The organism is Allobosea sp. ASV33 (assembly GCF_016428755.1).
In the GTDB taxonomy this organism is placed as follows: Bacteria; Pseudomonadota; Alphaproteobacteria; order Rhizobiales; family Beijerinckiaceae; genus Allobosea.
The window spans coordinates 1-434 of sequence record NZ_JAELTI010000208.1 but is presented as its reverse complement, the minus strand read 5'-3'; the positions used below and the strand labels follow the sequence as shown (position 1 = coordinate 434).

Sequence of the window (434 nt, the reverse complement as noted above, 5' to 3'; positions counted from 1 at the left end):
GCCCGCTGGCAGATTCACTTCTGCGTCCTGCTGTGGGGCTTTACTGCCATTCTCGGCAAACTCATTACGCTGCCCGCCCTGCCACTGGTGTGGTGGCGCATGTTGATGGTGACGGCTGCATTGCTGCTCATTCCCCACGTGTGGCGCGGCCTCAAGGCGATGCCCGCGCGACTGCGCTGGGCTTATGCCGGCATCGGCGTGCTGGTGTCACTGCACTGGCTCACTTTTTACGCGGCGATCAAGCTGGCCAACGCGTCGGTGGGCGCCACCTGCATCGCGCTGGGCCCGGTGTTTCTGTCGCTGGTGGAACCGTGGATCGCCAAGCGCAAGTTCGACCCGCGCGAGCTGCTGATCGGCGTGGCGGTAGTGCCCGGCGTGGCGATGGTGGCGGGCGGCGTACCGGTGGACATGCGCGCAGGCATCGCCGTTGGCAC

The 434-nt window shown here is 66.4% G+C and carries 1 protein-coding gene; it reads left to right on the top strand.

The window, feature by feature from the left end:
• The coding region (locus JHD80_RS27140; RefSeq protein ID WP_199093684.1) for a DMT family transporter at positions 1-434 on the top strand (434 nt) is incomplete at both ends.